The sequence below is a fragment of the Pedobacter sp. MR2016-19 genome, from assembly GCF_014947265.1.
Taxonomy (GTDB): domain Bacteria; phylum Bacteroidota; class Bacteroidia; order Sphingobacteriales; family Sphingobacteriaceae; genus Pedobacter.
Genome location: NZ_JADCNK010000005.1, coordinates 71109 through 97375, shown reverse-complemented (window position 1 = coordinate 97375; position 26267 = coordinate 71109). Strand labels below are relative to the sequence as shown.

28 protein-coding genes and 1 riboswitch are annotated in these 26267 nt (G+C 37.6%); of the genes, 6 read left to right on the top strand and 22 right to left on the bottom strand.

Translation table 11 applies throughout. The features are described from left to right. Positions 1 to 191: 191 nt before the first annotated feature. Positions 192 to 1049: an endonuclease V gene (locus tag IM793_RS09290; RefSeq protein ID WP_227256195.1), complete on the top strand. Its 858-nt coding sequence runs from the start codon at positions 192 to 194 to the stop codon at positions 1047 to 1049. Between the two features lie 143 nt (positions 1050 to 1192). On the opposite strand, the gene hemF is transcribed toward IM793_RS09290, so the two are convergent. The 3 genes from hemF to IM793_RS09275 all read right to left on the bottom strand — a co-directional run bounded on the left by hemF (position 1193) and on the right by IM793_RS09275 (position 3739). Continuing rightward, on the bottom strand, positions 1193 to 2086 hold the full coding sequence (hemF, locus tag IM793_RS09285) for an oxygen-dependent coproporphyrinogen oxidase (protein ID WP_193420715.1): 894 nt from the start codon (positions 2084 to 2086) through the stop codon (positions 1193 to 1195). 108 nt (positions 2087 to 2194) lie between these two features. Continuing rightward, the gene (locus IM793_RS09280) at positions 2195 to 3427 is read right to left on the bottom strand and encodes an MFS transporter (RefSeq protein WP_193420714.1); all 1233 of its coding nucleotides are present in this window, start codon (positions 3425 to 3427) and stop codon (positions 2195 to 2197) included. 102 nt (positions 3428 to 3529) lie between these two features. Continuing rightward, a complete protein-coding gene (locus IM793_RS09275; protein WP_121284832.1) occupies positions 3530 to 3739 on the bottom strand; it encodes a coproporphyrinogen III oxidase in 210 nt (69 codons plus the stop codon). A 324-nt stretch (positions 3740 to 4063) separates the two neighbouring features. Between IM793_RS09275 and IM793_RS09270 the strand changes: the two genes are divergently transcribed. The 3 genes from IM793_RS09270 (at position 4064) to IM793_RS09260 (ending at position 6859) form a co-directional block, all read left to right on the top strand. After that, positions 4064 to 4549 (top strand): PaaI family thioesterase, encoded by a 486-nt coding sequence (locus IM793_RS09270; RefSeq protein WP_193420713.1) that lies wholly within the window; start codon positions 4064 to 4066, stop codon positions 4547 to 4549. A 10-nt stretch (positions 4550 to 4559) separates the two neighbouring features. Then, the gene (locus IM793_RS09265) at positions 4560 to 5189 is read left to right on the top strand and encodes a helix-turn-helix domain-containing protein (protein ID WP_193420712.1); all 630 of its coding nucleotides are present in this window, start codon (positions 4560 to 4562) and stop codon (positions 5187 to 5189) included. A 299-nt stretch (positions 5190 to 5488) separates the two neighbouring features. After that, on the top strand, positions 5489 to 6859 hold the full coding sequence (locus tag IM793_RS09260; RefSeq protein ID WP_193420711.1) for an MATE family efflux transporter: 1371 nt from the start codon (positions 5489 to 5491) through the stop codon (positions 6857 to 6859). A 440-nt stretch (positions 6860 to 7299) separates the two neighbouring features. Here the strand turns inward: IM793_RS09260 and IM793_RS09255 are convergent, their stop codons facing one another. From IM793_RS09255 to IM793_RS09220, 8 genes are all read right to left on the bottom strand, one after another. Continuing rightward, a complete protein-coding gene (locus tag IM793_RS09255) occupies positions 7300 to 8034 on the bottom strand; it encodes a hypothetical protein (RefSeq protein ID WP_193420710.1) in 735 nt (244 codons plus the stop codon). Positions 8035 to 8072: 38 nt separating this feature from the next. After that, positions 8073 to 8756 carry a pseudouridine synthase gene (locus tag IM793_RS09250; RefSeq protein WP_193420709.1) on the bottom strand — a complete coding sequence of 228 codons (684 nt, stop codon included), beginning with the start codon at positions 8754 to 8756 and terminating at the stop codon, positions 8073 to 8075. A gap of 42 nt (positions 8757 to 8798) precedes the next feature. Further along, positions 8799 to 9701 carry a histone deacetylase gene (locus IM793_RS09245; RefSeq protein ID WP_193420708.1) on the bottom strand — a complete coding sequence of 301 codons (903 nt, stop codon included), beginning with the start codon at positions 9699 to 9701 and terminating at the stop codon, positions 8799 to 8801. Continuing rightward, complete coding sequence (locus tag IM793_RS09240) at positions 9701 to 10561, bottom strand: bestrophin family protein (protein ID WP_193420707.1); 861 nt, start codon at positions 10559 to 10561, stop codon at positions 9701 to 9703. The genes IM793_RS09245 and IM793_RS09240 overlap by 1 nt, the downstream gene beginning before the upstream one ends. Positions 10562 to 10574: 13 nt before the next feature. Beyond that, a complete protein-coding gene (gene kynU, locus IM793_RS09235; protein WP_193420706.1) occupies positions 10575 to 11864 on the bottom strand; it encodes a kynureninase in 1290 nt (429 codons plus the stop codon). Positions 11865 to 11929: 65 nt separating this feature from the next. Continuing rightward, complete coding sequence (locus tag IM793_RS09230; RefSeq protein WP_121284823.1) at positions 11930 to 12418, bottom strand: pyridoxamine 5'-phosphate oxidase family protein; 489 nt, start codon at positions 12416 to 12418, stop codon at positions 11930 to 11932. Positions 12419 to 12471: 53 nt separating this feature from the next. Then, on the bottom strand, positions 12472 to 13077 hold the full coding sequence (locus tag IM793_RS09225) for a DNA-3-methyladenine glycosylase (RefSeq protein WP_193420705.1): 606 nt from the start codon (positions 13075 to 13077) through the stop codon (positions 12472 to 12474). 13 nt (positions 13078 to 13090) lie between these two features. Continuing rightward, positions 13091 to 13570, bottom strand: coding sequence for a GAF domain-containing protein (locus IM793_RS09220; RefSeq protein WP_193420704.1), 480 nt, complete (start codon positions 13568 to 13570; stop codon positions 13091 to 13093). A gap of 129 nt (positions 13571 to 13699) precedes the next feature. Here IM793_RS09220 and IM793_RS09215 point away from each other — a divergent pair, with 129 nt between their 5' ends. Both IM793_RS09215 and IM793_RS09210 read left to right on the top strand, forming a co-directional pair. Then, complete coding sequence (locus IM793_RS09215; RefSeq protein ID WP_193420703.1) at positions 13700 to 14389, top strand: DUF3291 domain-containing protein; 690 nt, start codon at positions 13700 to 13702, stop codon at positions 14387 to 14389. Positions 14390 to 14405: 16 nt separating this feature from the next. Further along, the gene (locus tag IM793_RS09210; RefSeq protein ID WP_147230439.1) at positions 14406 to 14657 is read left to right on the top strand and encodes a hypothetical protein; all 252 of its coding nucleotides are present in this window, start codon (positions 14406 to 14408) and stop codon (positions 14655 to 14657) included. Positions 14658 to 15171: 514 nt separating this feature from the next. On the opposite strand, the gene IM793_RS09205 is transcribed toward IM793_RS09210, so the two are convergent. The 11 genes from IM793_RS09205 to IM793_RS09155 form a co-directional block, all read right to left on the bottom strand. Further along, positions 15172 to 15510, bottom strand: a complete 339-nt coding sequence (locus IM793_RS09205; RefSeq protein WP_193420702.1) for a Dabb family protein — start codon at positions 15508 to 15510, stop codon at positions 15172 to 15174. A gap of 95 nt (positions 15511 to 15605) precedes the next feature. After that, entirely contained in the window at positions 15606 to 16115 is a 510-nt protein-coding gene (locus IM793_RS09200) for a YMGG-like glycine zipper-containing protein (protein WP_193420701.1), read from the bottom strand. A gap of 130 nt (positions 16116 to 16245) precedes the next feature. Beyond that, a complete protein-coding gene (locus IM793_RS09195; protein ID WP_193420700.1) occupies positions 16246 to 16971 on the bottom strand; it encodes a diphthine--ammonia ligase in 726 nt (241 codons plus the stop codon). After that, a complete protein-coding gene (locus IM793_RS09190; protein WP_193420699.1) occupies positions 16961 to 17647 on the bottom strand; it encodes a Sir2 family NAD-dependent protein deacetylase in 687 nt (228 codons plus the stop codon). Before IM793_RS09190 ends, IM793_RS09195 begins: the two co-directional genes overlap by 11 nt. Positions 17648 to 17653: 6 nt before the next feature. Beyond that, the gene (locus IM793_RS09185) at positions 17654 to 18586 is read right to left on the bottom strand and encodes an ABC transporter substrate-binding protein (protein ID WP_193420698.1); all 933 of its coding nucleotides are present in this window, start codon (positions 18584 to 18586) and stop codon (positions 17654 to 17656) included. Positions 18587 to 18707: 121 nt separating this feature from the next. After that, the gene (locus tag IM793_RS09180) at positions 18708 to 19298 is read right to left on the bottom strand and encodes a DUF6580 family putative transport protein (protein ID WP_193420697.1); all 591 of its coding nucleotides are present in this window, start codon (positions 19296 to 19298) and stop codon (positions 18708 to 18710) included. Between the two features lie 41 nt (positions 19299 to 19339). Next, complete coding sequence (locus IM793_RS09175; protein WP_193420696.1) at positions 19340 to 21205, bottom strand: TonB-dependent siderophore receptor; 1866 nt, start codon at positions 21203 to 21205, stop codon at positions 19340 to 19342. Positions 21206 to 21301: 96 nt separating this feature from the next. Continuing rightward, positions 21302 to 21496, bottom strand: a riboswitch (cobalamin riboswitch). Between the two features lie 281 nt (positions 21497 to 21777). Beyond that, entirely contained in the window at positions 21778 to 22881 is a 1104-nt protein-coding gene (locus tag IM793_RS09170) for a DUF5074 domain-containing protein (RefSeq protein ID WP_132397670.1), read from the bottom strand. An 18-nt stretch (positions 22882 to 22899) separates the two neighbouring features. Beyond that, complete coding sequence (locus tag IM793_RS09165; RefSeq protein ID WP_193420695.1) at positions 22900 to 23832, bottom strand: PKD domain-containing protein; 933 nt, start codon at positions 23830 to 23832, stop codon at positions 22900 to 22902. A gap of 144 nt (positions 23833 to 23976) precedes the next feature. After that, entirely contained in the window at positions 23977 to 25110 is a 1134-nt protein-coding gene (locus IM793_RS09160; RefSeq protein WP_193420694.1) for a PKD-like domain-containing protein, read from the bottom strand. A gap of 34 nt (positions 25111 to 25144) precedes the next feature. Next, the gene (locus IM793_RS09155; protein ID WP_193420693.1) at positions 25145 to 26260 is read right to left on the bottom strand and encodes a YncE family protein; all 1116 of its coding nucleotides are present in this window, start codon (positions 26258 to 26260) and stop codon (positions 25145 to 25147) included. Positions 26261 to 26267: the final 7 nt, after the last annotated feature.

The window sequence follows — 26267 nt, the reverse complement described above, 5'->3', positions numbered from 1 at the left end:
ATTATAGGACAATTAATTTATAAACACTATTTCTCGAAGGCTCCAGCAGCTGCTACAATTCTTAACAACTCTTCTTTGTGATCTGTTTGATAAATATAGTGAAATGTTTATAAAACATTCGATGACAATTTTTGGGATTTTTCTTCACTTTTGGTGAAGTGCTTCATTCGTTTATATTAAGGATAACAACGATGAGCGTTTTAGTATTCTTCCCAAATCAAAATGGTTCATGGTTGTTGGGGATTTCGGCTGGAACAAGCCATCTGTATCTGGATGCGGCCCTTTTAATTTTATCGTTACACTTAGGTTTAGTCAAACAATTTGCAGCATTAACTTGTACTAAAGCCATGTACGAACACTACAGCTTCGAAGAGGCTACCGCTTATCAAATTGAACTGGCTAAACAATTAAAATTTCAACCGCTTGATAAAATAGAAACCATTGCAGGCGCTGATATTTCTTTCAACAAAAACAGTTCTACGATGTATGCCGGAATTGTGATATTAAGTTATCCCAGTATGGTATTGAAATCTTTTGCACTGGAAACCTACGAAACTAATTTTCCATACAAGCCAGGATTTTTGGGTTTTAAGGAAGTTCCGGCATTATTAAAAGTTTGGGAATTGATAGTCGAAAAACCAGATGTTGTAGTGCTGGATGGCAATGGAATTTTGCATCCACGCCGTATGGGCGTTGCTTCACATTTTGGAATATTAGCTAATCAAAGCACAATTGGCTGCGCAAAAAGCCTCTTGCACGGAAAAGATCACCAGCCAGAAAATGTCAGATATAACACTTCAGAAATTAAAAATAATACAGGCGAGCTCCTTGGTTTTGCATTGAAAACAAAAATCAATTGCGCACCTGTTTATGTATCCGCTGGTCATTTAATTACTGCTGATCAAAGCTTAACGATCATTAAAAACTGTGTCGGAAATTATCGCATTCCCGAACCAACCCGCATGGCTCACAATGTTGTAAATGATTTTAGAATTGGAAAACTGAAAGCTGGTTTTCACGAGGTATCAGCACCGCTAACTTTGTTTTGATTTCCCAATTTACCGTCATTTCGAGCAGAGTAGGACGCAACCGAGAACCACGTAAGTGCTCAGCGAAGCTAAATCTATCATGGCATATCCCTCCATTCCGCTGCGCTTCATTCGATAGCTATCGAATCGAGATGACCGAATTCCTAAACCCAGTTGATCCCTTTTTTAAGCAGTTGTTGGGTTTTGTATTCATCAGAATTAGCTTCTGGTTGAACATTATAACCCCAGTTGGCCTGTGGTGGTAAACTCATTAAAATAGACTCAATCCGTCCATTGGTTTCCAGTCCGAATTTAGTTCCGGAATCGTAAACTAAATTAAATTCTACATAACGGCTACGGCGTTGGTATTGCCATTCTTTCTGTGCTTCGGTAAATTCTTTATCCCGGTTACGGTCGATTAATTCGGTATAAATCGGCAAAAATGTTTCACCAATATTAATGGAAAAGTCTAAAATCTGCTCCCATGATAAATTTGTGTTTTCAGGTTTTAAACGATCGTAAAAAATACCGCCAATACCACGCGTTTCTTCACGGTGTTTAATAAAAAAATAATCATCAGCGTGTGTTTTGAATTTTGGATAAAACTCAGCACCGAAATCGTCACAAGCCTGTTTTAGTTTATGGTGAAAGAAACGGGCATCGTTTTCGAAAACATAATGTGGCGTTAAATCAATACCGCCACCAAACCAACGCGTTTCTTCATTGAGTTCAAAATAGCGAATATTCATGTGGATGATTGGTACCAAAGGATGATTTGGATGGATCACAATAGAAACACCAGTGGCAAAAAAATCATCTTCTGTCACATTAAAGGCTTTTTTTACCGCTTCAGGAAGCTTTCCATGTACAGCAGAGAAATTTACACCACCCTTTTCGATAATAGCACCATTTTGCATAATCCGGGTACGTCCACCTCCCCCGCCGCTTCTCTCCCACAGTTCCTCTTCAAATTTTCCTTTGCCATCGGCAATTTCCAATCCACGGCAAATTTCATCCTGAATTTGCTTATATCTCTCTGCTACTTCTTCTTTAAACATGACGGCTCTTTCTATTTCTGTACAAATTTAACCCTATTAAACCAGCTATATTGATTTATGTTTAGATAGTACATTTTATTGACATTGCTGTTAATCCAGAGTCCTAAATTAGTTTTCTAAATAGTTAAGGTCTTTATTAAAGCTTTCTTTTAAATAGATAACCGAAATCATGGCGATCACGGTAACAATTCCCATGACAATAAAACCAGCCGAAATAATGTTGTAACGGTGCACAAAAAATTCAAAAACAAATGTAATCGGAATTAATGCCCCACGCACAAAGTTTGGAGCTGTGGTGGTCACGGTCGAACGGATGTTAGTGCCAAACTGTTCAGCGGCAATAGTTACAAACGTTGCCCAATAGCCAACTGCAAAGCCCATAAACAGGCAGATCAGGATAAAGCTACTTTCTGTTAAACCTGTACTGGTTAAATAAACAATTACTGTAATTACCGACAGACTTTGAAAAATAAGGACTGTTTTTCTGCGTGACTTTAATACCTGTGCCAAAAAGCCACATACTACGTCGCCGATGGCGATACCGAAGTAAGTGTACATAATGCCTGTACCGGCATTAAGCAGTTCTTTTGCACCAAGTGCTTTTCCAATCTCTGGCGATTGAGTAACTAAAATACCTACAATAAACCAAAGTGGAAGCCCTAAACAGATACAGGCCAGGTACTTTAAAAACCGCTTCCGGTTAGAAAAAAGCATAAAAAAGTTGCCTTTCGAAACTTCTGAACTTTGCTCAGCATGTTTGAACATTCCAGATTCGAAAGTGCCAACGCGTAAAAGTAGCAGTAATAGTCCCATGCCGCCTCCTACAAAATAAGAGGTTTGCCAGGTAAAATGTTTTCCTATGGTAGCTGCTGCTGCTGCTCCCAGTAAACCGATGCCAGCCACCACCATAGTACCATAGCCACGCTTTTCTTTGTCCATGGTTTCAGTAACAAGGGTAATGCCTGCGCCTAACTCCCCTGCCAAACCAATACCTGCTATAAGCCTGATAATGGCATAAGTATGTACATCCGTAGCAAAACCATTGGCTAAATTTGCTAACGAATACATTAAAATTGATCCAAATAATACTTTGATTCTGCCGAATTTGTCGCCGATGATTCCCCAAAGCAAGCCACCAAGCAATAAACCGAACATCTGCATATTGATTACATACTCCCCTTCGGTACGCATATGTGCTGCAGAAATACCGATATCGGTAAAACTTTTTACCCTTACAACAGAAAATAGAACAAGATCGTAAATATCGACGAAATAGCCCAGAGCAGCTACAATAACTAAGAAAATTACATTGCGGCTGTTGGTTTTTGCTTGAGAATCCATTTAATTATTTGGTTTAAACGCTGAAAGTACGCAATAACACAAATATTTAAAATAGATTTTTAAAAATAAAAGCCACTCTGCGTTAGAGTGGCTTTTAAGATCCTACATAGTAGGGTTCTTTTTTGTAGTGTCAGTTGGCATTTTTGTTGTCGTGTCTGGCATTTTTTTAGATGTTGTATCCATTGGTGCCGTTGTTGTCGAATCCGTTTTAGTGCTGTCTGAAGAACCAGCCATATTTTTTGACGAATTGCATGCTGATGTGGCTATCATAAGAGAACCCGCAAAAGCAAGACTTAAGATTATTTTTTTCATAGTTTTTATTGTTATCTATCATCCTAACAACCTTCTAATCATTTGGTTTTATTTTTTTTCTTCAAAAAGGATATTTTTTGACAGATAATACTGATTTTTAAATGATTATGTTATAAAACAATTGCTATTTGTGATGGATCTTTAATTTATTCTGCAGCCTCGAGATATATTTTCAATTAAAATTAAATTATAACCACAACTATCCAAATCTGTTAAAGCGTCGCTAAGGGTATCATAACATGCATGATCTAAATTACTGAAATATTACTAAAACAACATGGCCAAAACTTTAAAAGGTGATAAAACTTTCTGATATTAGTAAGTATGATAATTTCTCAAAATACCCTTAAATGGGTAATGCGTTTTTACCCACCCCTATTTTTTCAACGCATTTGGGTTCAGAGATTTGAAAATGAATTTAGAAGCTGTACAGTTAAGCTTAGCAAGAGTTTTCTGAATAAAAATTATAACGGCTCTATTTTTGGAGGTACTATTTATGCAGCTACAGACCCATTTTATGCCTTGTTATTTGATCAGTTGATGCAACGTCGGGGATTTAAAGTACGTGTGTGGTTAAAGAGCGCCTCTATACAATATTTAAAACCTGGTCGTTCTACATTATATTTTACTATAACAGTAACTGACGACATGCTTGCTGAAGCAGAACATGCCTTAAAAACCATTGGAAAGTTTGTAAAGGCTTACCCCATGGAAATAACCAATAAGAATGGTGAACTGTGTGCGACCGTAATGAATGAAGTATATATCCGAAACCTGCATCAGGGCGAAACGCCCACAGTTGCTTACTAATTTTTAGATTATGCCGAGTATTAAGAGTTTAATTTTGCAGGGTGAGGGCGTTATGCTCGATTTTAAGAAAACCATTACCAATACCGAGAAAATTGCCAAGAGTTTGGTTGCCTTTGCTAATAATAAAGGTGGTAAATTATTAATTGGTGTGGCCGATAATGGATCTATTAAAGGTGTGAAATCAGAAGAAGAAGAAAAATATATGATTTTAACTTCTGCGCATCAGTTCTGTAAACCTGCTATTGAACCTTACTTTGAGGAAATTTATGTTGATGATAAATTAGTGCTGGTAGTTAATATTCCTGAAAGTGATACCAAACCGCATTATGCACTTGATGTTCAAAAAAAATGGTGGGCTTATATCCGCATTGATGATAAAAGCGTTTTAGCCAGCCGGATTATTGTTGAAGTCCTTAAACAGGAATATAAAAATGACGGCGTGTTAATCTCTTACTCGGAGAACGAGAAAAAATTGCTCGAATACCTGGAGCAGAATGAAAAAATAACACTGAAAGAGTTTAGCAAACTATTACGCAGTTCTTATCGGAAAGCCCAAAAAGTATTGGTGAATTTAATCCTAACCAATGTAATTAAGTCGCATACTTCAGAAAAGGAAGAGTATTTTACAGCGGTGAGGTAGTTGAATATAATTATAATAGAATTTAATTAGAAAAATCGTCATTCCCGCGCAGGTGGGAATCTTAATCTTTAGGCTTATGGCATTAAGATTCCCAATCGACCAGATAGCTATCGAGTTGGGAATGACGATTCCTCGCGCTACCCTATCTCAACTGAAGCACAGCCCCATAAATTCGGAAGAAAAATCTATCTCTTTAGATTTCTCCATTTCGCTGCGCTTCAGTCGAAAGAACGATCGTTAGAGATTAACTTTTCTACATCCCTACTTTTTGAGCTTTAAAAACGCGACCTTTGCAAACTATGTTTTCTAAAATTTACACCAGGTATAAACCTTATTATAAAGAAAATCTTCACTTGGCACTGCCAATTGTAGGTTCTCAGGTTGGTCATACTCTGGTACACATGGCTGATAGTATTATTGTAGGTCATTTTACAGATACTATTCAATTGGCTGCTGTTTCATTAGTGAACAGTATATTTATGCTTATCCTTGTAATTGGGCTGGGTATTTCTTATGGTTTAACACCATTGATTGCACAGGAAAATGGCCGTCAGAATTATGATGAATGCGGAAAACTTCTATCAAACAGTTTAATAATTAATATCTGTATAGGCATATTTTTATATATACTGGTTCAATTGGGGATATTTTTTGTCATCGATCGACTTGAACAAACCCCTGAAGTAGTACGCTATGCAAAACCCTACCTGAATCTTTTATCAATTTCAATTATTCCATTATTGATTTTTCAGACCTTTAAACAGTTTGCTGAGGGCTTAGGTTTTACCAGACAGGCGATGTTCGTTTCGATCTGGGGAAATGCACTCAATATCATTCTGGGAATTATTTTCGTTAAAGGAATGTTTGGCATTAAATCGATGGGTGTTAGCGGAGTAGGTTTAAGTACTTTAATTGACAGGATTTTAATGGCTACAGTAATGTGTTTTTACGTTTTACGTTCACAGTACTTTAAAAAGTACCTGACGAGTTTTAAAGCCACGTTTTTTGATAAAATAAGGGCAATTAAAATTGCAAAGATCGGAATGCCGGTTGCCATGCAATATTCTTTTGAGATTAGTGCTTTTAGTGGAGCAGCAGTGCTTATCGGTACCATTGGTGCAACAGAACAGGCTGCACATCAAATCGCCATTAGTTTAGCTGCAATGACTTATATGATTGCCAGTGGTGTAGCTTCTGCAGCGACCATTAAAACCGGAAATAACTTTGGAAAGAAAAATTTTGACGATTTACGTAAATCTGCTATAGCCAGTTATCACGTTATTTTATTGTTTATGTGCTGTACAGCGGTAATTTTTGTATTGGCAAATAACATGATGCCCTTTATTTATACCGAAGATGCAGCAGTAATTCCTATTGCAGCACAACTATTAATTATTGCAGGCTTTTTTCAATTATTTGATGGTACCCAGGTAGTGGGATTAGGTGTTTTACGTGGCATAGGCGATGTCAACATTCCAACCTTTATTACTTTTTTAGCCTATTGGGTAGTTGGAATTCCTATTGGTTATGTATTGGGATTTCATTTTAACTTAGGCGTTAATGGTATTTGGTATGGGTTAACCTTAGGTTTATTAACAGCCTCTATCCTATTGTTTTTAAGGTTTCAGAATAAAACAAGAAGTTTGAAGGTGGAGCAGATGCATCCTTAGATAAATTCGTCATTTCGACCGCAGTGGAGAAATCTATCAAACAGAATTTCTTATGGATAGATTTTTCCATTTCGCTTCGCTCCAGGCGAAATAACGCGAATAAGTAATAAAACGAGAAATTTGAAGATTATTTAATTGTCATTCTGAGGGATAATTTATTATATAAAAATCAATATGAATGACAGATTTTTTAGGAAACTATAGGCTGCGAGGAATCGTCATTCTCAACTTGATTGGGAATCGTAATGCAAGCACTTTAAGATTCCCGCCTGCGCGAGAATGACGGCCGTACTGATAGATTCTGTCAATGGTAGCGCAGACGAAATCCCTTAACCAAGAATAGTGGATCCTGTGACTTCCCCCAGGCTCAACAGAAGATTGAAGTTAATATACGCTGAGTCAAAACAGATTCTTCGCTGCGCTCAGAATAACAGCAGGTGCTATTTCCCTCCAACATTCACCACAACACCAATGGTGAAGATAGAATTACCAGCTGACATGTATTTGCGGTTCTTTAGGCCAATATTACTGCTCGTGGTATATTGTAACTGAAAGGTTTTGCTCAGCGCCATGCGGGTAAAGAAAACCGGCTCAAAGAAAATATTGTCTTCTTTTGGTTGGACAACTCCATTTAAAAAGAAACGGTCCATTTTAATATGACTAATTCTGAGTGCAGTACCATAACTGATCGGGAAGTCGGTTCCAAACAAACGCAGGTTGTTTTTCTTTTTCGAACTATAATTTACCTGTAAAAACGTTTTTCTGTAATCTACTTCCTGCAATTCACTGCTGATCAGAACATCATTTTGAAAATCGCGGTAGGTAATGTCACTCCAACCCTTACCTACGCCAGCATAAACCTCAATAATACGGTTGTTATCCGGACCAAAGGTATCAAAGTAACCACCGCCGATCTCAATTAATTTATGTCCAAAATCTTTGGTTTTTCTTTCGCTGTTCATTCTTGAACCACTAAACAATAAACCAATATGATCAGAAACGGCATAAGCGCCATTAACACTGGCATTACCTTTTAATGAAATGTGTGCGCCTCCGCTAAATTCGCCCTGTTTACTTAACATAGGCGTATTTGGAACGTTTGGCATATAAACTGAAGAACAACTGGCTGCGAAAAGCACTAAAACGGGGAGTGTAAAACGTAAGTATTTAATCATAGATGTTATATAAACAGATTTTGGTTTTAAAAATTGTGCTAAAGTTTCATTTTCATGAAATCCATCACTCTTTTAAATTCCTCATGTAGACCGGCTTTTAAATGGATTCTTTCCTTTGTAACGGGGTGAATAAACTCTAATTCAGAAGCATGCAGTAACATGGTGGTCATATCCCATTGCGCTTTGAAAAATTTATTCTGTTTGTTGCAGCCATGTGTCCTGTCGCCAATAATTGGATGTAAGATATGACTAAAATGACGCCTAAGTTGATGCATTCGCCCGGTTTTAGGGGTAGCTTCTACCAATGAGTAGCGGGATGTTGGATGTTTGCCAAAAGCTACTTCAACCTCTGCTTTTTGAAGTGTTCTGAATGAGGTGAAAGCATCTTGCATGGTTCCGTTTTCTTTAGCTAATGGATAGTCAATATCCATGGTATCAGGCGTGAAACCACGCAGAATAGCCAGGTATTTCTTATCTGTCTCTGCATTCATAAATTGTTGATGCATAGCAATTTCAGAAGGTTTATCAAAAGAAAATAATAGGATTCCACTCGTCTTTCTATCTAAACGATGAACCGGACTAACGTGTTTGCCCACCTGATCTCTCAGCATCTGCAAGGCAAATTCGGTCGCATCTCTGGCAATTGATGATTGATGCACCAACAATCCGTGGGGTTTATTAATTGCAATTAAATTTTCGTCCTGGTAAATAATCTCCAACATATTCCCGCGAAGATAAGGATATTATGTTTTTTGAGGGATGGCTTATGCAAATAAATCAAAAGCCAATCGGTAGGTATTGCAATGCGCATCAACGATGTCCTTAATATCTGCTGAATATCCCCCACCCATACTAACCTGTAAAGGCAAGTTTTTATCTTGACAGGCCTGCAGCACCATCCTGTCGCGTTCCTTGCATGCCGCTTTGCTGAGTGACAGTTTACCCAACTTATCGGTAGAAAGCACATCAACCCCAGATAAATAAAATACAAAATCAGATTTGGCTCTTTCGAAAACCTTTTTCAGATTGACTTTTAAAACAGAGAGGTATTCTTCATCCTGTACGCCATCTTCTAAAGGAACATCCAAACTGGAAATTTCTTTTCTAAAAGGGAAATTTTTATCGCCATGCATTGAAAAAGTAAACACCCTTGGCTCATTTCGAAAGATTTCTGCTGTTCCATTTCCCTGATGCACATCTAAATCAATAATTAAGATACGATTGGCTAATTTTTTAGCTAACAAGTAATTAGCGGCAATAGCCTGATCGTTTAATAAACAAAAACCTTCGCCCCAGTTACTGCCGGCATGATGTGTACCTCCTGCAACATTAAAGGCAATGCCACTACTTATTGCAAAATGAGCAGCATCAATTGTACCCTTTGTAATCCTCAGTTCACGTTCTAAGAGTTGCGCATTTAAAGGAAAACCTATCCGTCTTTGGTCTTTAGCTGAAAGTGTTAAATCCCTGAGCTGTTCCCAATATGCTTTTTCGTGAGACAGGAGTATAATATCTTCGGAAACTGGCTCTGGGCTAAATAAATTATGCGATGTTATAGTTCCCTCGTGCAAAAGCTGTTCAGGTATCAATTCATATTTCAACATTGGAAAACGATGCCCTTCAGGTAAAGGGTGCGCGTAAAGCGGATGCCAGGCAATCTTGATCATTAGCCTAAAATCTCTCCTAAGTGTTTTTCGATATTGGTACAAATCTGATCTACCGGTAGATCATTCGCATCATAGCCAAACGGGTTCTCTATTTCTTCAGCTATCAGCTCCAAACTCGCTAATACATAGAGAATAAAGGGAACAATTGGTATCACAAAATAACCTAAACTGAACACCCAACCAAAGGGTAAAGTGATCACATAAACAAAAATAAATTTTTTAATAAATGCGCTGTAAGAAAACGGGATTGGAGTGTTTTTAATCCTTTCACAGGCACCACAAATATCGGTAAACTGATTAAAGTCACTTGAAAGAACAATAAACTGTTCCTGCGAAATCGAACCTTTTTCTAACAGCCCGTAGAATCTGTTGGTTAAACTACCCGCTATCTGGTTTGGAACATGTTTGCCTTCTTCAACTTCTATCAACAAACTGTTCTTCCCAAAATACATTTTTTCTCTTAAATGTTCTTTTAACGCAAAAGCATATTTAGGAATGCCGTATTCAAAAAAGCGTACATCCTCATCAGTTAGTTTAAGTGCTTTAATCTTTAAAGCCAGGTTACGACTTACATTGGTTAATGATCCAAGCAGTTTCCTGCCTTCCCACCACCTATCATAAGCCGTATTAGTTCTGAAAACCAATAAAAGCGACAAAACAAAGCCCAATAAGCTATGCATCATACCAATATTAGTTACATTGCTCGTTTTGGAAAGCTGAAAGTAATTCAATTCAGCATAAGCAACGAGCCCCGAAAATATAGCTACTCCAAGCATTAAAGGCCAAAGCTTTCTAAAGGTGTCGCTTTTATCAATATGAAAAATGAAGGTACTCCAGTCTTTAGGGTTGTAGTTAATCATTTTTTATTCTTTTCTACGTTAAAATATCTTTACTCACTTTTAGTAGCGCCTTTCCGGCTAAGTAAATATCTTCGAAAGAGTTATAAAGTGGAACAGCACTTAAACGAATTACATCAGGTTCGCGCCAATCGCCGAGTACATGATTGTTCATTAAACCATCAAAAATTTGCTTACCGCTACGCTGGGCAATGATGGATAACTGTGCTCCTCTATCTTTAGGATTATTTGGTGTGATGATTTTATATTGCTCAAATCCTAAATCCTTATTCACTTCATTTATAATGAATTCAAGATAAGCAGTTAAATTAATACTTTTCTCTCTTAATGGCGCTATGAAACCTGCTTTTTCGAAAATCTGTAGCGAAGCATGATATAAAGCCATTGGCATTACCTGCGTACAGCTCACCTGCCAGCCATCAGCACCTGCTTCCGGAACAAAACCTTTTTCCATTTTAAAGCGTTTACTTTCCTGGTAACCCCACCACCCTGCAAAGCGATTCAATTGGGTATTACTGAAATGTTTTTCGTGAACAAAGATTCCGCTTATTCCTCCCGGACCTGAGTTTTGATATTTGTATGAGCACCAGCAGGCAAAATCAACATCCCAATCATGCAATTTAACAGGAACATTACCTGCGGCATGCGCCAGATCCCAGCCTACAATTGCCCCGATTTCATGCCCTGCTTTGGTAATGGTTTCCATGTCGTACCATTGCCCGGTGTAGTAATTTATCCCGCCAAATAAAACCAAGGCGATTTCATCAGCATTCTCTTTGATTTTAGCTATGATATCTTCAGTGCAGAGTATTTCTTCGCCTTCTTTTGGAAAAACCTCTATAATCGCTTCTTTTGGGTCAAAACCATGAAATCTCACCTGACTTTCTATTGCGTACTGATCGGATGGGAATGCTCCGCCTTCCATAATGATTTTGAAGCGTTTGCCTTTGGGCTGATAAAAGCTAACCATTAACAAATGGAGATTTACAGTCAAAGTATTCATCGGGCAAACTTCAGCTGGTAATGCGCCAACAATCGGGGCCATTAACTTTTTAAGTGCCTTATGGTAGAACATCCAGGGTTCGTTTCCATCAAACCATCCCTCCACAGCATAGTTTGCCCAGTTATCGAGCTGACCTTTCAAAACTTCAGATGCAACTTTAGGTTGAAGCCCTAATGAATTGCCACACAGATAAATAAAATCTTTTCTGTTGTGGTTTGGGAATAAGAACTGAGACCTGAAATGACGGAGCTGATCAGCTTCATCAAATTTTTGTGCGAATGATAGGTTATTTTCGAAATTCATTGGCTCAAAACTACAAAAAAAGCAGGCATTGTTCCCAATCCTGCTTTTCGATTTATTTAATGCTTTTAAAATTTAATTGTATCGTGCTTGCCTAAGTCTGGCGTATCACCAGTAACAACTGCTTTTAACATGCTGAATAATACAACAATTTTAGACGATGAAGCATCCCAGTATTCTGCCTCTTCCGGAGTAACTTTAATCAGGATTAATCTTGGGTCTTCGACTCCATCCGGAAACCATGCTTTCACAAATGGTGAGAAATACGCTTCTTTACGAACTTTATCATCCACAAGCTCAGCTTTACCCTTAACGGTAAGGTACGTATTATTGGATGGATCGCTGTAGGCCAGCAATACATTATTTTCTTTTGAAATTTCTTTTGATTTCAGCGAATATTCGTTTGTGTAAAACCACAAACTACCATCGTCTTCGATTTTCGCAGTTCCCATTGGTCTGCTTCCAAATTCATCTGATGAAGAAAATGTGGTAAACATACACGTTCTCACACTTTCGGCCATTTCTTTAAGGATAGCTATATTTTTCTCGTTTTTCATCTTTATTTTGTTTTATAAAGACAACAGGAAGTGCGGTAAAATGTTTCTGGTGATTAAACCTTATTTGGTTTACTTACATATTTATTACCTTTAACAAAGAATCGCCAGGGCAGCAAAGCATGCTCTTTAGCATAAGCAATACCTACACGCGGTGTAGCCGCAATATCTTCTTCATTATATTTTACACCATGATCTTCGATCCAGATATCATCACCAGAAAGATTTTTTGCGTTAAAGGTTTTATCGATCCCTAATGCTTTTGCCGCAGATCCGGGTCCAGCAGAAATAGCACCTTTTGTATGAGGCATATTTCTCCGTTCTTCAATAATTTCTATACCAACCAAAGGCTCAATACCCCTGATCAAAACTGCATGAGGATCATTTTCGACGGAAGTAACCACATTAAAAAGATGATGCATGCCATAACAGAGGTATACGTAGGCAATGCCACCCGAACCGTACATGGTTTCGGTGCGGTTGGTGCGGCGACCGCCATAAGCATGAGACGCCTTGTCTTTAATTCCAAAATAGGCTTCTGTTTCTACGATTATTCCCGCAGTGATTTCATCACCGATTTTCGTGTACAAAACCTTACCGAGTAAATCTTTGGCAAGACCTACAACATCCTCATTTAGGTAATATTCTGGCTTTAATTTCAATATCAGATGTAAATTATCTATTTAACAAAATAGCGATAACCTGCTCTAAATAAAGTTGATCCGTTTCATTAAATTTATTCAACACTTCGCTATCTACATCAAGCACGCCAATCACCTCACTGTTAACGATTAATGGCAGAACGATTTCTGACTTTGAAGCTGATGCGCAGGCAATGTGTCCGGGGAATTCCTCCACATCTGGTACAATGATGGTTTTGGCTTCTGCCCAGGAAGATCCACAAACACCTTTTCCTTTTTTAATCCTCGTACAAGCCACAGGACCCTGGAAAGGCCCAAGTACCAGCTCATCCTGCTTTACCAAATAAAACCCTACCCAAAACCAACCAAACTGCTCTTTAAGTGCTGCAGCAACGTTTGCCAGGTTGGCGATAAAATCTGTTTCGCCATGCAATAATGCTTCAATTTGAGGGATGATGGATTGATATTGTTCTTCTTTTGAAGTATCTCTGGTAATAACTAAATCTTCTGCCATTTTCTATTTTGTGTAATTCAAAGTTAATCATGATTTGTGAGATGTACATAAACTTTGGTTTTAATGACGAAAATTTGAACGATAAGCTATCTTTAAATTCCTTAGTTTTGGCAAATCAACCACCAATTTATGATTGTAGCATTAACCATTACCAAATTCCGTGGCTTTACCATCCCTTTTGCCTTTATTGGGATGGTGGTTTTAAGGTTTCCCTTATGGTTAAATAAAAAGTGTAGGTTTTGGAAATTAATGGGAAGTGGAAAAGATGCTCAGGTAGATCTTGCACCAGATTATAAACACTGGGCGGTACTTACGACCTGGGATAACCGTATAGATTGTGATAATTTTTATCGTGATTCTTTTGTGATGAAATGGTTTAGTTTCTTTGGAATTGAAAGTTTTACCATCTTACTAAACCCTTTATCCAGTCATGGCTTATGGTCAAAAATAGAGCCATTTAAAGTTGAAAAAACAAGCAAAACTTACACCGGAAAGATTGCCGTAATTACCAGAGCTGCGATTAAATTTAACAAGCTAAATGAGTTCAGGCAGAATATTAAAAGAGCGGCTGATGCTATGCGGGTTGCCCCTGGTTTTATCTTATCTGCTGGTGTAGGAGAAAATCCATTTTTTGACCAGGCTACTTTTTCGATATGGGAAAGCGCTGAAAGCATGAAGGCTTACGCTTACCAATCACACGATCATTCAGACGTTATTAAACTCACCAGGGAGCGTAAATGGTATAAAGAAGAGTTGTTTGCCCGTTTCTCCATTATAGATAGTTGGGGCACGCTTAATGGTGTATGTATTGAATCGTAAATAAATATAAAAATAAATGAGAGTAGTAGCAGAACTTCCGCACCCGGAATGTAAGATTACCATTTTTTCGATGAACCAGAAATTCATCATCAAATTTGAACAGGGTACTTTTGAGCAAAGTTATAAACTGGCTGAGCTTGACCTGAGTGGAGGAGGCGTAAATGATGTATTCGAAATTTTGGATGAAGAATTTATACAGACTGTTATTGCTAAGTTTAAAATTATGCGTACCGACTTTACAGCAGCATACAACAGGCATCAATATTAAAAATAATTATCTCAATGATCTGATTTAAAGCTTATTAATATGTTATTCAAAATTATATTCTGAATTTAAAGGTGTTTTTGCAGTTAAATAAAGGTGGTATTGATAGTTTTTATTAAGATAAAGTAATTTAAGTTATTGATATATTGGTTTTTGAATTATTATACAAAATATAATTTTGACACTTGATTTAGCCAAATAAATGGGAGGTTTAGTGATTTTGGGATGAAACAAGAATTACTTTATAAAAAACATCTTTCAATAAAATTCTATGCAAAGGTCGTCATTTCGACCGCAGTGGAGAAATCTTTTACCACAGTTTAAAGATTTCTCCATTCGCTGCGCTTCAGTCGAAATGACGATCACCAGTTCCTACACCACAATTCCTTTGTTTATCAAACACAAATCTCTAGGCATTAGGCAAGATAAGCTGCAATTAAATAAAATCTGTGTTTATCCGTGTGCATCTGTGGTTAAAATGTATATTTATCAGTTGGAACCGAAATAACAATGGGTTTTAAACAGAAACCACTGTATCATGTACAACTACCCTGTACCAGTTTTGAGAGAATTTTTCTACCGCATCTAAATGCGTTTTATCTTCCTGGTAAGCATTATGATCTGCGATGTTGGCAAATGTAATAGTTAGCGAATAAGTAAAAGAGTTATCAGTTACGGGGCGTACAGGTGTATTAGCTGCTAGTCCATAACTTAATGTTTTGATATATTTTATTGGTTTTAAACTTTCGAAGAAATTGGCGAAATCTGCGATTTCAGTTTTAGTCAGTTGAGGTTTTAACCAAAACATTACGAAGTGTTGAATCTGTCCTTTATCAGCGGTAGGGATTTCTGTCATGGGTTCTTTTTTCTTTAAATATATTAATCATTTTTTATTAGACATAAAAAAAGTCCTGATGTAAACCAGGACTTTCATATCTTTTAAAAAAAAGATTAGTTTTTAGGCTGTACCCGACCAGATTTTCTGTCTTCGCCTCTACCGATCAAATAACCGCCACCAGCTCCAACTAATCCGCCGATTATGGCACCTCTACCTTTTTTCTTATCGATTAAAGCACCACCAACGGCACCACCAACACCACCGATTACTGCGCCTTTAGCGGCATCGCTCCAGCCTTTTTTCTTAGCAGTTGGTTGCGTACCACCATAAGCAGCACTTGAACTACCACCAGAGCTTGCATACGATCTTGATGATCTTGACGACGCTGCTCCTGCCTTTCTGGCTGCTATTAATTCTGCCTGATGTTTAGCCTCTTTTTCCTGCTCCACTTTTGCAGCAGCAGCTTTATTAAAGCTATCTAACCTTAAACTGTCTTTTACTGCTTTAATGGCTAATTCCTTTTCAGCTTGTTGTTGTTTTAATGCAGCTTCTTCTTTTGCTTTATTGTTACAAGCAAATAAAACTGAAGAACTTAATGCGATTACTACCAATATCTTTTTCATAACTTTTAATTTTTTAAATGACACTTGTTCAGCTACCTAACCTCGCTAAACAGGTTTCAATGGATGTGTGATTTAGTTAATTAATAGTACTAAAGAAAAAATGATGCCAAAATGTTTTGAAAATGGAAAATTATTCCACTAAGTCGGAATACCAGAATCCGGAAAGTACTGAGGTTTGGCATGCTAAATCTTCATTTTCATCCGTTTTCCTTGGTGTATTATAAGTTCTGAATACCTTCTCACCTATGTTAAAAGCGATTTTATTCCTAAATATTGGTCCCTCAAAGGCGAATGTATGGAACTCTCCGTTTTCTCCGCAAGGGTCAATTTCTGCAGGTAATTGATTAATTAAATCCATGCTGATTACTTTTCCACAAAAGTTTTCGAGATTTTGTTGTGTGCAGACTATGATGGTTTTATAGCTCAGGTTTAAGAATTCTTCAATTAATTCTTTAGTATCTTTCTGCCACAATGGAAAAATTGCAGTAATTCCTATTTCTGCTAATTTGTTTTCGCGGTATGTTCGTAAATCCTCCAGAAAGATATCACCAAAAATAGAGTGGGTAATGCCTTCTTCTTTAAACTTAGCCAGGTGTTGTTTCATTGTACGATCGTAGGTTTCCATATCAGGCATTTCTCCTAAACGGATCTGATACAATGGAATACCAATGCTTTCAGCTTGTTTAATCAGCAGGGCTTCTCTAACACCATGCATGGATACTCTATTGTACTTTTCTGTGACCGTGGTAATGAGGTAACGGATTTCTATAGTTGGTTCCTGTAGGGCGTAGTGGAGTGCCAAAGTACTATCTTTACCTCCACTCCAGTTAAAAATACAAATCTTTTTATCTGGCATTCGATAATAGTTCTTTTAGTTCTGCAACACCTTCGACTGCATTTTTCTCGATGTTGATTACCTTTTTATAACGTTTTACATCTGGTGTCTTAGGATCAATGATGTATTTGTCGATCACAGATGGCACAAAGTCTATCAGGCCTGCTGCCGGATAAACGGCTAATGATGTACCAATAATTGCAAATACGTCGGCCTGTTTACAAAGTTTAGCCGCTACTTCTATCATCGGAACGGCTTCACCAAACCAAACTACATGGGGCCTGAGCTGAGAACCGAATTCGCATAACTCGCCCATTTTAATTTCAGCGCCTGTAATGGGATAAACTAATTCTGATTTTAAATCGGATTGCGATTTGGTAATTACACCATGAAGATGGGTAACTTTGGTTGATCCTGCCCTTTCATGCAAATCATCAATATTTTGGGTAATAATTTCTACATCAAAATCTTTTTCCAGTTCTGCCAATAAATGATGGGCATGGTTGGGTTTTGCCGCTAAAACCTGTCTTCTTCTTTCGTTATAGAACTCCTGTACTAATTCCGGATTTCTTTCCCAGGCTTCTGGCGTAGCTACATCGTATACATTATAACCTTCCCAAAGGCCATCGGCATCCCTAAAAGTTTTTAACCCACTTTCGGCACTGATCCCTGCTCCTGTTAACACAACTAATTTCATATAATATTACACTGATTGTAGTGATTGCGCGTAATTGATAAACTTCTTAGCCATATTTTCATCAGCTTTAAAAATCTCCGGGTGGAACATACAAGCTAAAGCTTCAATACCTTCTACCAAAGTACCAATGCTTGGTTGGGTAAACATATCAAAGTCGGCAATGTAAACCTGATTATTTTTTACCGCTTCTAAATTATCCCATCCTGGTTTCGAGGTGAGCAGCGCCATTTCTTCAAGACTTCTTTTTTGATCAAACCCACACGGGGCAATCACTAAAACCTCGGGATTATACTTCAGAATCTTTTCCCATTGGGTAACAATCGAATCACCCGCAGGGTTCGAAAGCATATCAACCCCGCCAGCAGCAGCAATCTGAAAAGGAATCCAATGTCCGCAATTATAGATCGGCTCGATCCATTCCATCAGCATAATCCTTTTTAAAGGTGCGCGGTTGGCCCTAAGCTGATCTAAAATATAATCTGTTTTCTTTTGCATGGCTGCAAGGTAATTTAAAGCCACTTCTTCCTTACCCAAAGCTTTTGCAATGGTAATAGCGCATTCGAATACATCCTGTAAGTTATTTGGCGATAAAGGAACCAGCGTAGGTGTTTTGCTTAGCTTCATTACTGCGGTTTCGGTACAAACGGTATCGATGTTGCAAACTTCACATATATCCTGTGTAAAAACTACATCCGGTGAAATACTTTCTAATAGTTCATCATCTACCCAATACAAACTTTTACCCTGCGCTTTTGAAGCTGAAAATATGCGATCGATTTCAATGCTTGAATAATTTTTACCTTCGAGGATACAGCGGACAACTTTTGGTTGATCTACTGCCTCTTTAGGGCATTCGAATGTTACGCCATGTAGGTATTCTTGCAGGCCCATATCGTAAATCATTTTGGTAGCAGCAGGTAAAAAGGAAACAACTTTCATTTGGAGGTAAGATGTAATAGGTAAAATGGAATTGATTTTCTAAGTTAAAAAAAATCCTCTTTTGAATCGAATCAAAAGAGGATTTCTATTTTTTTTGTTTAGTGAACCACCAATCAGTTAATTATAACTTTTGCGTTTGCAGCTTTAATACCGGGTATTTTGCTTTCAAGATTTCGAAAGCTCCAAAAAGTAATGCGCCGTAAATTACAGTTCCTTCTAAAAATCTGATTTCGAAAGGAATAGCTTTTACCAAACACGCCCAAAAACCGGCAATATCTTGCGTATATGCAGGGTTATGGTACCATACACCAATATCGCTCACAACCCAGTGAATTAAAACAATAACTAAGGTTGATGCCAACAGATTTACTATGTTCACATTTTTAAGTATTATTCTACCAACCAATACCATCAAAGCAAAGGCAATATAGGTCCAATACCAACCTTCATAAAGAAAACCACTGCTGTATTTGCTAAATATAGTGGCCGATAAAATGAAATCACTTAAGAACAAGCTTAATAACGGGAAGGCAAATGCTTTTAAATTATCTTTAAAATAGGCTCCTCCAAATAAAGCTACAGCCCCTATTGATGAGAAATTGGCGAACTTTAATTCATCAGAGTTGAATGTTACCAATAAACGGAATGCCGTTATGGCCAATATCATCAACAGCAAAATTAATGTGCGTGGATTAAATTTTAAATGAGACATTTTATTTTGGTTAATATGTATGCTGCAAAGTTAAATTTTTATTAGCGGATATTAAAACTTACACCTGTATTAAAGTTAAAGCCCGGTGTATTGTAGCCAATAATTTCAGTATATTTTTTGTTCAGTATATTTTTGGCATCAAAAAATACTTTCACGTGTTTTTTAGCAAGGGCATATTCTACATATGCATTTAACAGGCTATATGATGGCATCTCTTCATCTAAATAAGATATAAAATTGGTATCGAAACGTTTGCCAAAATAACGGAAGTTGACACTTGCATATAGGTTGCTGGTTGCCTGTGCACCTGCATTAATGCCGAAGGTGTGTTTTGGTCTACGGATTAAAAATTTAGTTGTTCCTGTATTTCCTTCAACGAAAGCATAGTAACCATTAATATTGAAAACGCTAAATTTTGCCGCTGGCTCAACCTCAAAACCTTTATACTTTTGGTTACCCTGATTAATATAACCAGTGGTGTAAACGATAGCATCAGTTAAATCGCGTTTAAAACCTGTAATGCGCAAAGTAAATGCTTCTTCATCGATATTTAAGTTTACACCAGCCTCATAATTTTGAGATTTTTCTGGTTTCAGATCAAGATTGGCACCATATTGACCAAACAGCATATTCAGTGTAGGCACTTTGAATGCAGTAGATACTGTTCCAAATAATTTTACTTCTTTAATGATGTTAATGCTTGGGGTAACTGAGTAGGTATAGTTTTCGCCATATTGGTCATGTTTATTGTAACGTCCGCCTACTTCCAGGTTAAAAATGCTTAAATCATGTAAAAACAAAGATCCATAAGCGGCGAAGATATTGGTTGTTGGGTTTTTGGTATCAGTAACCAATTTCATTTTTCTGTTGTCGATACCTACCAATAAATCTAATTTACTACCCAGTTTCTGGTTATAGAATAAATCAACTACATTAAGCCTTCCGAAGTTTAAAAAATTACTTGGAAAACCTGCATAACTAGACTTTACATCATTCGAATTGCTCTCGTGGCTATAATTTAGTGTTATTTTACCGGTATTGAATTTATATTCAGAGTTAAAGCCTGCACTAAACTGCTTTAAAATAGAATTATTGGTTGGCAAGCCATCGGCAAACGCACCTTCATCTATTTTATAATCGCCATAGAAATAACGCAGAAAAGGATTAACGGAGAAATGTTTGTCGAGTTTAATCCCGAAATTGGCATTTAAACCATCTGTTTTAAAACCGTCTTTATCAAACATGGCTGCACTTCCAACTGGCGCAACTGCTTCCGAAATACCATCAGTTTTGAAATGCGTGTAATTGATGTTGTAAGAAAAACCTTCTACACCACCATTTAAACCGATCGTTCCTTTATAAGTTTCAAAACTTCCTGCACTGGCCACGCCGTAAATGGTATTTCCTTTAGGGCCACCCTTTTTAGTTACGATATTGATTACGCCTGCAACGGCATCAGATCCATAAATGGTAGACTGACCACCTTTTAAAATCTCGATATGATCGATCTGGTCAATTGAGAACAGACGTAAATCGAAGGTTCCGCTAATGCTTGAAGGATCATTCTGTACAATACCATCTATTAATACCAGGGTGTAACCACTGCCCGATCCCCTGAAAAAGATACTTTTATCTTTTCCCTGGTTGCTGTTTCCTCCGCTGATGATGATACCAGCCTGTTCAGTTAATAAATCGGGTAAAGATTTGCCGTTACTGCGATCCAATATTTCGCGACTGATGATAGTGACCACTTTTCCGGTCTGGGATTGTTTCTGATCGTTTTTTGTTGCAGAAATTACAACATCTTTTAGCTGCAAACTGTCTTGAGTTTGAGCATTAGCCACCTGGCCAATCATTAACTGCGCTAGCCCTAAACTGGCTACAGTTAGCATTCTTTTTTTGTTCATTTGATTGTGGATTTGCCCACAGCCAACAGATTAGAAAAGGAAATGAAAATACGAACAACGTTAATATCTCAATCCTAGCTTCAATCCCCGAAAGCTATGAAATTAAACGCTAAAGGCAGGTCTTCTGACTTACTCCCGTTTTTTCCGTCTTCCCGCTCAGTAGTTAATTGGGCAGTGACTTAAGAATTGAAAAACGTTACAGAGCTTACAGCTGCGGGACAGTTACAGATTTACACTGTATTCCCTTTTAATCCCGGTTGTAAGCCGGAAACCAAAAGCAGCGCAAAGGTAGTAAAAAGAGCGGAGAGCCAAAAGCAGTTTAATATGTCTATTAGGTTGCTCTTATCTTTATGAAATAGTGGTGCAGACTATTTAGAATTAAAATTTTCCTTTGAAAAGCATTTTCAGTGATGCTTCGGAAACGGCATTCCCGTTATTCGCTATAGCTCCGGGGAAACCGGAGGCTACAGCTACTACCAGGTTTATAAATGAGGGCTTATAGTATAAAATCAAGCTTCATAAAAAAGGCCTGCAATGATTTGCAGACCTTTAACATTTGAGGCGTAATAATTTTAATGAAAGATTGCTAAATCATTAAAAAATATCTTTGTAAAATCGGTAGTAACGCCATCACCACCGTATTTAATTCTTTTAACCAATGCACCTGTAGATGCATTATAAATCAATAAGTAGTTTACGGTAGCAGCTGCCCCATAATTTTGAATTCCGTTTACTACGATATAATCTCTGTTTTTATCGTAACGGATGGCTCCGTAAACCATAAAAGGATCTTCGCTTATATTAATAAATGGCTGCGATAGCGACGTTTTATCACCATCAATGTATTTATAAATTGCCTTTCCTGAGTGATAGAAAACGGCATTTTCTTTTGTTGATGAGGTAATGCGGGTCGGTGCATCCAATCCAAATGTTCCTATTGACACAGGTAATGCTATACCTGCTGTATCTAAGTTATTATCAATGGCAATTAACCTGCTACCCGTAGATGCCCAAATTTTTCCATTAGGTGTTTGAGCAAAACCTCTGTTAATACCGGAGAAACTTTTAATTAGTGAATAATTATTAGCGGATACAATTTTGGCACCATTGCTCTGCAACAGGTAAATGTAATCGCCTTTTTTCCACATGTCGCCGGTATTCACTGCACCAACTGAAGTCAGTTTATTTTGTACGGCTAATGTGTTCAGATCAATCTGGTAAACACCATCGTTTGCACTCACCAATCCCCTGTTTCCATCAACCTGTATAATACTTCTCCAGTTGCTGGCTTCCTGTACATATCTTGCTTCTTCTTTTAAGGTGTATTCGTTTATTTTTACAATCGGGCCATTTACCTTGCACATTAAATAAATACTTCCGTTAATAACCGAAGCAAACTGCAACGTACTGGTTTTGGCAGCATTTGATAGTATTTTACCTGGATTTTCTTTTTCATAAGCCCTGATATTAAGGGTATCATCACCATAACGGTAAAAACTCACTGCGCCCGAATTTTGGCCATAAGAACCTTCCCCAATTACAAAAAAGCCATTTTCGTATTTACCTACAACCGGATCTATCTGCAGGTTTTCTATACTGTCCTTTTTACAAGCGTATAAGCCGGTAGTTAAAACTAATGCCCCTATCAGAAGCTGTTTTAAGTTCAATTGTTTCATTATAATATATTGTGTTATTTATTTTTTTAAAAGTTTAAGATCAACAGCTCCGCCAAATTCTGTTGAGATTTCGCCTAAATAGCGCGACCGCTCATTATCATTATCCGGACTGAATGGGTTTCCGTTGCTATTCTGTCCCGTGTAAACCTTTACAAAATCGATAGCAGTGAGATTTACTTTTTTTCCGGCTGCATCTACTGCCCAATCAATATCGAAGGTGTTATATCCCCTCCCCAGCGATTCCTGCAAAGCGATGTACTCACTCGATCCATTATCAGAATAGCCAAATGCGAAAGGTTTATTGGTGATGATTTCTCCAGGGTTCAATGTGTTTTTAAGTAACGTTCCGGTGAAAGAAATTTCGTTTGTAGTTGCCCATGAAGGGAAATAATCCTGCGCATGAAACTGGTTTCTCAGCACAAAGCCTTCTTTACCCTGATTATCCGTCCAGCGTACATCATCCGTTACTTTTGAGGGTTTGTAATAGGTGATTTTATAATTTTTTATGGTCGTTGAGGCATTGTATTCACTTCCGGCAAGTTCATACCAAATATCATCAGGCAAACCATTTTTGTTTAGATCCTGCATTACGCACACGATGCCGGACTCCGAGAATTCCATATCCATACCAATAAGGGGGTTGCCATAAATACCGAGATCGGCACCGGCTGCATTAGTCACACTGTGATCGAAACCAAATACGATAAAACCACCATAAGCGCCAAGTGAAACCAGACCATTGCCAGCGCTACCGATCAATATGTCCGTTTTAACCAGATCGTTGGTAAACTGCCCGGGAGCTTGTTTGAATTCGTATATTTTGTTTAAATAAGGAGATTGATTAGCAACAGGCTTTTCTCCCGTTCCATCTTTTTCAACTGCACTTTCCTTTTTACATGAGAAAAGTACAGTTGATAAAAGCATTAAGCTGATAATAGATTTTGTTTTCATTTTTTAAAGTCCGGGGCAGATGTCGGAAGACAGAAGTTGATATCGCTAAGAATTTAATCTTTGCCCTTCAAACTGTTGTCCTACGATTCTTTGGCCATTTTCTTGAATTGAATTAAGATTGCATTAATCCTGTTTTGATCGATACTATTTTATACCTAAATCCATAGCACCTTTAACCTCGGTTGATATTTCGCCCAAAAGTGTATTTCCTTTTTCCCTTTGTCCGGTGTATACTTTCACGAAATCGATGGTATTTAGAGCGATTTTCTTTCCATTTTTATCAACTGCCCAATCTAAATCAAAGCTGTTATATCTTTTAGTGGCATAATCATCATCAATAGACCAGCTGTCTGTATAACCCCACGCAAATGCACTGTTAATGAAAATACTTCCGTTTTTACCCCATGTAGAGGATAATAAGGTTCCTTTTAAAGTTAGTTTTTCCTGATCAGGCGCAAATTCAGGGTAGAAATTATGCTTGTGGAAGTTGTTTACATCATAAGTACCGCTGTTGCCCTGGTTATCCGTCCAGTTAACGTTGGTAAAACCTTTTGGATTGGTATAAGTGATTTCATAATTTTTAATGGTTAATGGGTTGTTGTATTCGCTACCAGCCAGTTCATACCATTCATCATCAGGTTTTCCGTTACCGTTTACATCCTGGCTTACCATTACAATCCCCGGCTCAGCCCATGGCGTTGTACCTCCGATCGGATTACCGTAAACAGCCAGATCTGCGCCTGCATTATTCACTACAGAATGATCGAAGCCAAAAATAACATAACCACCAAAGCCTCCTAAGCTGATGAGACCGGTTTTGTTTACATCACCAATAATTTTTTGTGCGCCAGCCAGGCTACCCAAATTCTCATTAATAAACTGGCCAGGTGCTGGGAGGTATTCGAAAACAGCAGTGATATATTTGGTGCTATTCGGTGTAATTTCTACCACCGGAACCGGAACAGTTACTGTGTATTTGTGAGCAAACGATCCAGTGTTATTACTTGCGGTATACTCAATAACATAAGTGCCGGCTTTAGTTGGCGTAAAATCGTAATTATAGACATTACTTACCACTTTACCATCCAACTTCCATTGGTGATTAAACTCAATGCCATTGTTAGTTCCGGCAGCAAAAGTGATTTTGGTATTTACTTTTGATGTCATTGTTTCTCCTTTAATGGTGAGGTTAACATCTGGTGCAACTTCAATGTCTTTTTTACAACTGTAGATCAGGGTTGCAATACCGAGCATTACTATTAGATAAGTTTTTTTCATGTGTTATTGATTATTTATTTTTTGGATGCTTTTATTATTCGTATTTATAATTGTAATTGAATACGGCATGTTGCGGCAAACCTGCAGTTTTAAAGCTGAACTTTACTTTTCCATCCGTCCCAAAGCAATAAGTAAGACCCTCGCTGTTGTTGTAGTTATTGGCATCGGCAACCACAACCTCTTTGCTGAATGGATTAATGGTGATTCCATAAATGGTATTAATAACCTGCCCATCAGTAATTAAACTTGCACCTAAGGCGCCACTAGTGGTATTAAAGGCTTTAATATCAGGACTGTTGTAAATATCTTTAGATAGATAAGCTGTTGATCCATTGATGGCAATAGCACCCAGATCATAATTGTAAGATGCAATTTTGGTATCCGTAGCGCTGCTGATCCTATCCAATGATGGATTGTTATTAATGATATAGTCATTCCAGCATACCACGAACAAATCGCCATTATCGGCCGCTTGTATCCTTACTGGATTATTGTTTACGGCAATATCTTTCGTTTTGGTAAAGGTTGCTAAATCGATTACTGATACCTTGTTTTTTGCTCCGTTCTGATAATAAGGATGTGAAGAATTGCACACATATAACTTGCCATTAGCTACTGCCAGTTGTTCAAGTCCTTCCGATAAGGTAATTTCACCATCAACAGCCATCGATGCGGTATCGATACGGCTCACTTTTCCATCATATCTCGAAACGTAAGCTTTATCTTTATAGAAAGCTACAAACCTTGGGATATAACCATCAGTGGTCGAATTGAATGGAATTCTTTTTAGTGATTTACAGGTTTTAATATCAATAATATCCAAAAACGATTGTTTTGTACCCTGAATACCTGCTACAACGCAATACATTTTGCTGCCATATTGCTCTAAATCGTTTGCGGTTTCTCCTAGCGATACGCCATTTACCTGTTTGTAATAGTCGGCAACTGCAGTTTGGGTTGCTACATCATAATAAGAAATGGCACTGTTATTATTCCCCATCAATCCTTCGCAAAGCATATAAATGCCTTTGGTTTCTGTAATGATCTGTTTTTTTTCCAGTATCTCTGTTCTATCTTTTTTACAGGCAGAAATAGACACGGCCGTTGCGGCGAGGATAATTAAAATGTGTTTTTTGTAAAATTTGCTCATGGTATAT